Source organism: uncultured Ruminococcus sp., from assembly GCF_946415235.1.
Classification (GTDB): domain Bacteria; phylum Bacillota; class Clostridia; order Oscillospirales; family Ruminococcaceae; genus Ruminococcus.
Window position 1 is genome coordinate 1 of the sequence record NZ_CAMKRR010000128.1, and the last position, 7768, is coordinate 7768.

A 7768-nucleotide genomic window follows, 5' to 3' on the forward strand; every position below is an offset into this window, starting at 1 on the left:
CTTCAGGAGTCTCGATAGGACACATTCTTCCGTAGTGGCTGTAGTGAACGTCACGAACCTCGAATCCTGCACGGTCTCTTGAAAGACCACCGGGACCGAGAGCTGAAAGACGTCTCTTATGAGTAAGCTCGGCAAGAGGGTTGTTCTGATCCATGAACTGTGACAGTGGTGAAGAGCAGAAGAACTCCTTCATAGCCGAAGAAATAGGTCTTATGTTGATAAGAGTCTGAGGAGTGAGGGTATTCACATCCTGAGTCTGGAGGTTCATTCTCTCGCGGATACCGCGCTCCATACGTGTATAACCGATACGGAACTGGTTCTGGAGGAGCTCACCTACGCTGCGGATACGTCTGTTGCCGAGGTGGTCGATATCGTCAACAGTACCTACGCCCTCGCAGAGGTTGAGGAAATAGCTTATGGAAGCTCTGATATCGTCAAGAGTGATATACTTCGGAGAGAGCTCGTCAGCCTTCTTCTTGATAGTCTCCTCGAGCTCGTCTGCGTCGGCAGCGTTGTCGATAATATCCTTGAGGACATTGAAGGATACCTTCTCGTTGATGCCGTACTTTTCAGCGTCGAAATCAACATAGCCCTTGATATCTACCATACCGTTGCCGATGACCTTTACGGTCTTTTCGACCATGCGGACTGAGGTTTCGCCGCGCTCGTCGGTATAGTACTCCTTTGCCTCAACATTTACGTATGCGCTGTAAACACCGGCCTGCTCGATCTCACAAGCCTTGTCGTATGTGAGAGTCTCGCCTGCATCTGCGAGTATCTCGCCTGTCATCTCGTTTATGATAGGCTGTGCAAGAGTTCTTCCCGAAAGACGTGAAGCTATGCCCAGCTTCTTGTTGTACTTATAGCGTCCGAAGCGGCAGAGGTCGTATCTCTTTGCCTCGAAGAAGAGGTTATTGAGGTGGCTTACTGCGCTTTCTACCGTAGGAGGCTCGCCCGGACGGAGCTTCTTGTAGACATCTATGAGAGCGTCGGAGCGGTTCTTGGTCTGATCCTTCTGGAGGATAGTCTGTCTGAGGCGCTCATCGTCGCCGTAGATCTCGAATATCTCCTCGTCGGTACCCTCTTCGCCGAGAGCTCTGATGAAGGTAGTGAGCGGTATTTTTCTGTTTTTATCTATACGGACGTAAACAACGTCGTTTGAATCCTGTTCATACTCCAGCCACGCACCGCGGTTAGGGATTATCTGCGAGCTGAAGAGATCCTTACCTGTCTTGTCCTTTGTGAATGCATAGTAAACACCCGGTGAACGAACGAGCTGAGATACGATGACACGCTCAGCACCGTTGATGACGAAAGTTCCGCTGTCAGTCATGAGAGGGAAGTCGCCCATATAGATCTCACTTTCGCTGACAGCTCCCGTTTCCTTGTTTGCAAGGGTAGCGGTGGCTTTCATTGAGACCTGATAGGTAGCTCCTCGTGATTTACATTCTGCGAGAGAATACTTGGGAGTATCGTCAAAGCGGTAGTCCTTGAAGTTGAGGACGAGATTGCCGTTGTAGTCTGTGATGGCGGTCATTTCGCGGAACACCTCACGAAGACCTTCTTCCTTGAACCACTTATACGAGTTCTTCTGCACCTCGATAAGGTTCGGCATCTCCAGAGGCTCGGTAATCTTACCGAAGCTCATTCTGACATTCTTTCCCAGCTGCTTAGGTGTAACATTCACCATAGGCGGAACCTCCTTGTATTTTTTTACTGCATTTCCTTACGCACACAGAGCAGGATCAGCAGTTCTGTTTATAGCTGCCGTATCTTCTGAAAAATTTTCTGCAAAACTATTGACAAGTCTGTGCAAAGTATGCTATAATATCTTGCAAAATAGCGATACCATTCCATATTGATACATTATAACATTATAATACAGTTTTTGTCCCATGTCAAGGGGCTATGAAAAGATTTATCAAAAAGCGCCGAATTTGGAAATGAATGGGCGCTTTTTTTGTTGGTTTTTGAGGGCCTGTGTTTGCCTTCTCCAACCATGTGATATCAGAAAACAGCTTTGTATAAATACACATAATAACAGCAAAGCGCTTGTGCAATACGCACAAGCGCTTTTTGAACTTTTAAGTCACTTTACAAGCTCGACCTTGTATCCCTTTTCCGTAAGTAGGTCGTCTATGCCTCTTGTTCCCGAGAAATGAGTAACTCCGATAACAACGAAGTATTTATTTCCGCTTCCGAGGTATTCCTCAAGCTTGTCAGCCATATTCACATTGCGTTTATACAGGCTCACTTCAAGGTATTTCGCATAATCGTCATCAAGATCTGACGAGCGGTCGTTCCAGTAGTACTCCTCATCAAGAGCGTCAATGTCGCCTCTTGCCCAGCAGTCGTACTGATAAGCAAGGTTCGATGTAAAGCCTCTTATATCCTTTGCTCTGCGGACGGTATCAGATATCATGAAGTCCGAGAGCTCGTCGGAACATGCGTCCATTACCTCGATCTGTACGCTGAGCCCCTCAAGTCCGAGCACTTCCTTGCCGTCCTGTGTGGCTTTGGTCATGTATTTTGAGTCGATATTCTCCATAACAAGGTTCTCGACTCTCTGTATGGACGCGCCGTTCACCTGCGAAGCCCATCCGTTTGCGGAATAGCCGTCCATAGATTCGTTGTAATAGGAATATTTTGAAAGATATTCTTTAGCTGCCTCGTATGTCTCTTTTGATATATGATCCTTTACTGTAGTGCCGTCGTTATAAATGGTGTGGTTCATGTATTCCTGAAGCTGCTGCGGATCGGGCGCTGCGCTGAAATCCGACTCGATAACAACGCCGCTGCATTTCTGGTAAGCCTCGTCCACATAATCGGGCAGATCAAAGGTATACTGGGTAGCAAACCGCATGATACCGAGCATATACATTTCATTTCCCGTTTTTGTGTCTGTGACCTTCCACATTGCAGGCTTCGCCTTTTTAACTTTGATGTATGAGTTGATGTCGTCAGTTGTTTTTTCTGTATTTCCTGACTCAGTTTCCTTTTCCCCTTCTCCTGTGACTGTCGTTTTTACATCTGATTCAGTATCATCAACGTGGATCTGATGCGAGCACGAAACAGCACTGAAAGCAATTACCGCCGCAGAAAGCGCGGCAAAGAAACTTACCCTTCCCATAACAATCCTTTCATCAGCCGAAGCTTCTATCAATTATATCATAATGTGCATCTATAGCGCGGAAACAGAATTCTGTATCGCCCGTAATGATGCCCTGCACCATTTTTTCATGAGCGTCCTGGAGCTGTTCCTTCACGTCCTGACCCGATGTAGTCAGAAAATCATCTATCCATCTCATATACACCTCCGACACAGCGTTCATAAAGGTTATCCAGAAGCTGTTTTCGGTAGCGTAGATAAGGGAATAGTGAAAATCCCTGTCTGCCACGGTCTGTCTGCTCGTTCCCTCCGACTCCTTCAGATAATTGAGTGCGGCAACGATCTTGAGCTTATTCTCCGAGGTACATCCTCTTGCTATAAGATAGCTGCACACGGTCTTTTCCATACTGCGTCTGAACGAGCATATCTCCTCCTTCGAGGTCTTGTTCATAAGCAGCATTACGTCCATAGCCTTTGCGATAGAGTCCGAGATATTATCCGTGAGGTAATTTCCCGAGCCCTGCTTCCCATTGACTATACCGAGAATTTCAAGTCCTCTGAGCGCTTCGCGGACAGTATTGCGGCTTATGCCGAGCTTTTCCGAGATGCTGCGCTCTGTTGGAAGCTTGTCCCCTACCTGCAGCATTCCGCTTCTGATAAGATCTAAGATATAGTCGATTGTCTTGCGGTATTCACTGTTGCCCATAGCTTCCTCCTAAGGTTAAAATTATTCAAAAATCATTATATCACATATTTTGATGCAAGTCAAGAATTCAACGTATTATTCTTACAAAAGTACATTCAAGGTTAAAAAAATGCCGATGTTTTGAAATAAGTTTCAACTATGTTTCCAAATGTTTTTCATAGCCCCGAGATCATCACTTTTTATTCTTTTTCTTTGATTTTTTCTTGGGCTCTTCCGATTTTTTATCTTTTTTGCCGTTTTCGTACTCAGCCATAGCCTCCGAGAGCACTTTCCTGCACTCGGGCAGCTTCTCCCTTTCCTCCGGCGGAAGCTCGGGATATTCGGGCTTGCAGGCTTTCAGAGCGTCAAGGAGTATCTCTGTGATAAGATACCTCGTATACCACCTCTGATCGCCGGGAAGCACGTACCACGGGCTGTTTTTGGTGGAAGTCCTGTTTATCACTTCATTGAAGCACTTCAGGTATGCGTCGTACTTGTCCCTTACCTTCAGGTCGTCCGCGCGGAATTTCCAGTTCTTTTCGGGAAGCTCTATCCTTTCGAGGAGCTGTCCCGTCTGCTCTTCCTTGGAAACGTGCAGGAATATCTTCACCATGCGGTAGCTGTTCTCATAGAGGTATTCCTCGAAATTATTAACCTGTTCATAGCGCTTCCCGAAGAACTTCTTCTTTGTATCATCAAGGACTCTGTCCGACATATGGTATCCCTGCCATATATCCTCAGCCTGTACGGTAACAAGATCCTCATAGTGGCTCCTGTTGAATACCGCTATCTCGCCTCTGCGCGGGATATTCTGATGTATCCTCCACAGATAGTCGTGAGCGAGCTCCTCCGCTGTGGGAGCTTTATAGTAATGCACCTTTACTCCCTGAGGATTTATGCCGCTGAAAACGTACTTTATGCAAGAATCCTTGCCCGAAGCGTCAAGAGCCTGTATAACGACGATAAGTCCCTCCCGTGCGTCCGCATAGAACTTGTCCTGCAATAATACGAGATCGCGCTTGTTTTCCTCATACTTTGCGATGATCTCCTCTTTATCGGCCTTATCCTCCCTGCTGTCCGTGGGGAGCTTGCGGATATCGGTCTTTTTGCCTTCCTGTATACGGTATTTATCTGCCTTCATGTCAATGACCTCCATTCTTTTTATTACAGTCGTTTTAATATATTATTCGGGTACGAGCGGCGCGACGGTCATCATACTGTACACCAGCACAGAGTACAGGGTCGCCTGTCTTGCCGCAAGCAAAGCGTGTCTTTCCGACTCGCTGCTTACATTCTCATCGCCTGCATAGGCGATAGTGAGCAGAAGGAATGTATGGCTCATCGGTTCTTCCTTTCCGAACTCAGAAAGGTCGCCTACCGACCTGTGCTGTGAGAGGAAATTCTCACTGTCACTTATATCATCAAGTATCTCGGCACTGCTGAACTTCGTGATGGAAAGCGCCGCCAGCATCGCAAGCTCATAATGCTTGCCGTATTTTCGTCCCTTTTTTATCATGCTGTCGTAAAGCTCGCCGAATTTCGCACATTTATCCTCGGGATCACCGTTTGCCATGGCAAGAACGTGAGAAACGGTCTGTATACTGTTATTGTCGGCTCTTTTCTTAAGGAGCTTATAGCAGGCTTCCATATCCTCGATGAGCTCATCGTCGGTCTTTTCGGAAAAAGCCAGCATCACCGCAAAGGCAACGTCCTCCTTTGTGGTTAGTATGCGGTGTTCCTTCTTCATCCTGTCATATATCTGTCTGCCGCGCTTTATGTAGTCCTCTGCACTTTCCGCCGGAGCTATCCTGACGAGGAGCAACGACAGCAGAGCCAGATGCTCGGAATTTGTGAAGTATTTCCGCAGCAGCTCGTAGCAGCCGAAGTACTTCTCCATTTCGCCCCGCGGATCGCCGCTTACGGATAAAAGCGAGGCAATGAGCGGACGGACCGTACTTCGGAAGCTCGAAAGCACCTTCGGATTATCCTTTATGAGTTCCATGCTGTCCTTGAATTTGCCAAGGTCAAATACTGCGTCAGCCGCGCAGAAAACATTTGCACACACAGGGTACAGAATATCCCTTTCAAGGGGATAAAAGTCGGTAAACAGCCCAAGATTGAGCAGATACTTGTCACACAGGTTCTTCAGCAGCTCTTTCATGGAACACCTCCTTTTGACAGAGTCAGAACAGCGTACCGACAGTCCGCTGCACATTCCGATCATTTCTGTTTTCGGCAGATGATCTATTATCGTAACTATTATACCACATTCCAATAAAAAATTCAACCAAAATTTTGTGAAAATATTGTTTTTTTCGTGCAAATGCATTATAATAATGTCATAACTGTCTAAAAATCACTGAAAAAACTATGTGAAAAGGGCTGTATTTCTGCCCATTTCATTTATCTCAAAGAAAGGAAATCAAAAATGCCTTTATTCAAAAATGATGTGCCGATACTTGAATATGATACGTCAGAACGCTCGTTATTCGGCATAAAAGCCGAGCTTCAGAGCCTTAAGCTGCCGAAAAAGGCGGTATATGCCCTTCTCGGCAGCTGTATCGACGAATACGCAGCTGCCCGTAATGCGGAAACTGCCGCTGTGATACCCACTATAACACGGGATTATCCCATATATATCGTCGATCAGGACGGTGAGGAGATATGCCTTTGTCAGGCGCCTATGGGAGCTCCCGCCGCTGTTCAGAATTTGGAGATACTGCTTGCCTGCGGCGTAAAACAGGTAATTTCCGCCGGTTCATGCGGAGTTCTTACACCAATGCCCGAAAACGAGTTCATCGTTCCCGTGAGAGCTCTCCGCGATGAGGGCTGCTCATACAAGTATCTCCCACCCTCACGCTTTGTTGAGCTGGATATGCCCATGACCGACCGCATATGCAGCGCTCTCGGCAGACGCGATATCCCTTTCAGACGGTGCACCACATGGACAACGGACGGACTTTTCCGCGAAACTCCCGATACTGTCGCTTACCGCCGCAGCGAGGGCTGCGATACAGTTGATATGGAATGTGCTTCCCTTGCAGCCTGTGCGAAATTCCGCGGAGCTGACTTCGGGATGCTCTTCTTTACGGCAGATTCCCTTGCCGACCTTGATAATTACGACAGACGTGATTTCGGCGTCGCTTCACTTGAACCCGCTCTCCGCCTCTGCCTTGATGTCATAGGCAGCTGCGATACCGAAAAATAAAGAAAAAGAGGTAAAAACATGGCAAATATAATCGAAATAACCGATCTCGGTGCAGAAGAGCTCTTGCCCTATACAGATACCTCGGAGAAAAGGCTTATTGACTACTTTTCGCAGGGCGACGGCATATTTACGGCAGAAAGTCCCAAGGTCATACGAACTGCTCTCGGCTGCGGCTATGCCCCCCTATCCCTGCTTCTCGAAAGGAAGTACATAAGCGGTCAGGCAGCTGATATCATAGAGCGCTGCGGCGATATCCCCGTTTATACAGCTTCGTCGGAGATACTCGAAAGGCTGACGGGCTTTAAGCTCACACAGGGCGTTCTCTGCGCTATGCGTAGAAAAAAGCTTCCCTCACCGCAGGATATCCTCACAGGAGCGGAGCGTATAGCCGTCCTTGAGGACATTATGAACCAGACCAATATCGGAGCGGTATTCCGCTCCGCAGCGGCTCTCGGATTTGATGCGGTACTGCTGACTCCCTCATGCAGCGATCCCCTGTTCAGGCGTACAGTCCGCGTAAGTATGGGAACTGTCTTTCAGCTCCCGTGGACTTATCTGAGCAATGGTGCTCCCGATTATATATCAGAGCTGAAAGCTGAGGGCTTTTCGTGTGCGGCAATGGCTCTGCGGCGCGATACGGTGCGGATAGACGATGCAGAGCTGAAAGCCGAACCGAAGCTTGCCGTGATACTCGGCACAGAGGGCAGCGGACTAAAGGACTCCACCATAGACCGATGCGACTACACTATAAAGATACCCATGGCAC

General features: G+C 47.7%; 6 protein-coding genes and 1 pseudogene. 2 read left to right on the top strand and 5 right to left on the bottom strand.

The features are described 5' to 3' along the window. The 5 genes and pseudogenes from Q0R37_RS14385 to Q0R37_RS14405 form a co-directional block, all read right to left on the bottom strand. Nucleotides 1-1690 (bottom strand): annotated as a pseudogene (locus tag Q0R37_RS14385) (DNA-directed RNA polymerase subunit beta); the annotation flags it as partial. A 399-nt stretch (nt 1691-2089) separates the two neighbouring features. Beyond that, nucleotides 2090-3130 carry a TraB/GumN family protein gene (locus Q0R37_RS14390; RefSeq protein ID WP_294755261.1) on the bottom strand — a complete coding sequence of 347 codons (1041 nt, stop codon included), beginning with the start codon at nt 3128-3130 and terminating at the stop codon, nt 2090-2092. 13 nt (nt 3131-3143) lie between these two features. Continuing rightward, complete coding sequence (locus tag Q0R37_RS14395) at nt 3144-3815, bottom strand: GntR family transcriptional regulator (RefSeq protein ID WP_294755262.1); 672 nt, start codon at nt 3813-3815, stop codon at nt 3144-3146. 172 nt (nt 3816-3987) lie between these two features. Then, nucleotides 3988-4935 carry a PPK2 family polyphosphate kinase gene (locus Q0R37_RS14400; RefSeq protein ID WP_294755264.1) on the bottom strand — a complete coding sequence of 316 codons (948 nt, stop codon included), beginning with the start codon at nt 4933-4935 and terminating at the stop codon, nt 3988-3990. A gap of 42 nt (nt 4936-4977) precedes the next feature. Further along, entirely contained in the window at nt 4978-5955 is a 978-nt protein-coding gene (locus Q0R37_RS14405; RefSeq protein ID WP_294755265.1) for a DUF4003 family protein, read from the bottom strand. Between the two features lie 267 nt (nt 5956-6222). Between Q0R37_RS14405 and Q0R37_RS14410 the strand changes: the two genes are divergently transcribed. Beyond that, nucleotides 6223-7002: a nucleoside phosphorylase gene (locus Q0R37_RS14410; protein WP_294755266.1), complete on the top strand. Its 780-nt coding sequence runs from the start codon at nt 6223-6225 to the stop codon at nt 7000-7002. An 18-nt stretch (nt 7003-7020) separates the two neighbouring features. Then, a partial coding sequence (locus Q0R37_RS14415) for an RNA methyltransferase (protein ID WP_294755267.1) occupies nt 7021-7768 on the top strand: 748 nt, incomplete at its 3' end.

Coding starts and splice junctions, on each gene's coding strand:
- Q0R37_RS14390 (WP_294755261.1), bottom strand. CDS start 3,130: ATGGGAAGGGTAAGTTTCTTTGCCGCGCTTTCTGCGGCGGTAATTGCT.
- Q0R37_RS14395 (WP_294755262.1), bottom strand. CDS start 3,815: ATGGGCAACAGTGAATACCGCAAGACAATCGACTATATCTTAGATCTT.
- Q0R37_RS14400 (WP_294755264.1), bottom strand. CDS start 4,935: ATGAAGGCAGATAAATACCGTATACAGGAAGGCAAAAAGACCGATATC.
- Q0R37_RS14405 (WP_294755265.1), bottom strand. CDS start 5,955: ATGAAAGAGCTGCTGAAGAACCTGTGTGACAAGTATCTGCTCAATCTT.
- Q0R37_RS14410 (WP_294755266.1), top strand. CDS start 6,223: ATGCCTTTATTCAAAAATGATGTGCCGATACTTGAATATGATACGTCA.